This window comes from Streptomyces sp. NRRL F-2664 (assembly GCF_000719345.1).
GTDB lineage: Bacteria > Actinomycetota > Actinomycetes > Streptomycetales > Streptomycetaceae > Streptomyces.
In genome coordinates this window covers 1-2,295 of record NZ_JOFX01000163.1, presented here as the reverse complement: position 1 = coordinate 2,295, position 2,295 = coordinate 1, and the positions used below count along the sequence as shown (strand labels likewise).

Sequence of the window (2,295 nt, the reverse complement as noted above, 5' to 3'; positions counted from 1 at the left end):
AACGACAACCCCCGGCCCTTCGTCTGGACGAAGACAGCCGACGAGATCCTCGACAAAGTCGCCGCATACTGCCGACGAATCTCCGACTCAGGACACTAGTGGTCGTAAGCCCGTGCGGGTGCGTCCCGCTGTCCGAGGTCGGCGGGCCGCGGCACGGCTGCTGATCCCCGCACTGGTCCTAGCCGGAGCCGGCATTGTCGTTCCCGCCTTCCCGGCAGTTGCCGCGACCACCATCACCCAGACAGCGCAGGGTGAACCTCCCCTCCCGGTCCCGAATGGTGTTACTGAGCTGGAAGTCACTGCTACCGGCGCCGCAGGCGGACGTGCGGGCGGCGCTGGGGCATCAGTAACTGGCACTGTGCGTGTTCCGGACGGGGTGGCTACGCTTTACGTCAACGTCAACACAGGTGGAGGTCTGCCGCCGGTTCCCCAAACGTTCCGGGGGGTGCTGCAGGTGGGGGAGCGAGTGATGTCCGGATTTGCAGCGCCTCAGACAGCAGCTGTGTCTTGACTGGTGACCTGTCCGACGATCCCCGTTTGATCGTCGCGAACGGCGGCGGCGGTGGGGCGCATCCGTCTGGCGGCGGGGCAGCTGGTGGTGTCGGCGGCGATGTAGGCCAGGCTGGCGTGACACGGCCGGTAAGTGGCCCGGCCGGTGGCGGCGGCGGTGGTGGCGGCGGTGGCGGTGCCACTGCCACCGAAGAAGGTCAGGGCGGCGCCCCATGCACCCCTGCTGGTGGCAGGGCAGGCACCGACGGTATCGCGGGAAGCGGTGGCAACGCCGGCTTCGGCGGCGGGGGCGGCTGGTTTTGTGGGGGTGGCGGCGGAACCTGCCCCTTCTCAAGGTCAGGGCAAGGCGGGTCTGGAGGTGGGGAGGGGGCTCGAACCGGGTCCCGGATGGAGGCAGCTCGGGCCAGGCGACGGGCCCCGCGCAGGTAGTGGTCTCCTACACAGTTTCCGATCTGGAGATCACTACGTCCAGTCCGCCGCCTGACGCGACCGTGAACCAGGCTCCGGCGTACTCGGCCACGATCCAGACCAGCGGCGGGACGGGAGCCCCGGCTTTCGGTGTGACCGGCGGGAGTCTTCCCCCGGGACTTGCCCTGAACTCCGCCACGGGTGAAATCTCCGGCACGCCTACCAGCACCGGCTCCCACACCTTCACGGCGACCGCCACCGACCCGAACACCCAGGTTCCCGCCACGTCCAAGGAGTTCACCCTGACGGTGCATCCGGCCGGGACGAGCACCACCGTGCTGTCCTCGCTCCACCCCTCCACGGTGGGGGACAGCGTCACCTTCACCGCGAACGTCTCGGACGGTCCGGTCACCGCGACCGGGACAGTGACGTTCAAGGACAGTGCCACCACAATCGGCAGCGGCACCCTCAACGGCACAGGCCAGGCCACGTCCACTACCGGCAGCCTGACCGCTGGAACGCACCCGATCACCGCCGTCTACAACGGTGACAGCACCCACAGCGGCTCCACGAGCCAGCTCCTGACCCAGATCGTGAACCCGCCCGCCCCCGTCACCTGTGCGACCAGCCCGGCCGCCCTCCGGAACCAGGGCTACAGCGTGATCACCGGTACCAATGCGGGGAACGTCCTCAACGGTACCGGCGGCAAGGAACGCGATCTTCGGCCTGAGCGGCAACGACGTCATCAACGGCCGCGGCGGCGACGACCTCCTGTGCGGAGGCGACGGCAACGACGCCCTCTACGGCGCAGACGGCAAGGACCGCGTCGAAGGCCAGAACGGAAACGACGCCCTGGACGGAGGCCCCGGAACCAACACCAACAACGGCGGCCTCGGCCTCGACGTCTGCATCCGCCCCGCCACCGGAAATAACGCCACCCAGTGCAACCCCTGACCAACCAGCCACTCAACACCCGGGCATACACCCCTACCAGACCCCCACCTATAAGGAAGGAAGGGTCCCGCGACACCCGTTTTGAGGAACACCCGCAGCAAACTCGGCCCGGCGCCCCAGCTAGCCGCAACGAATAGCCGACAACAACCGTACGGTCAACCGCCACCAGGCAGCCACACACACCCCAGACGGCGGCAACCATCAGGCAGGCCCTGGCGATCCTCACCCAGGACCGGCCGGGCCTGCCCCACGTGACCAACCTCCCAGCCCGCCCATCGCCGCACATCTTCGTCACTCACCCATGGATGTCAGACAGGCACTGACCTTGTCCTACCTTCCAGACGTGGGCCTGAGGCGGTCATTCGTAAGATCGTCGGACCCCAGGGGCTCTGGGTATGGCTGTGAGCTTGTCGCCGTTGGATG

At 67.8% G+C, this 2,295-nt stretch carries 1 protein-coding gene and 1 pseudogene; both read left to right on the top strand.

The window, feature by feature from the left end:
• Positions 1-722: 722 nt before the first annotated feature.
• A pseudogene (locus tag IF89_RS50005) lies at positions 723-1,454 on the top strand (putative Ig domain-containing protein); the annotation flags it as partial.
• 139 nt (positions 1,455-1,593) lie between these two features.
• Positions 1,594-1,872 (top strand): calcium-binding protein, encoded by a 279-nt coding sequence (locus IF89_RS45485; protein ID WP_030777005.1) that lies wholly within the window; start codon positions 1,594-1,596, stop codon positions 1,870-1,872.
• Positions 1,873-2,295 lie beyond the last annotated feature (423 nt).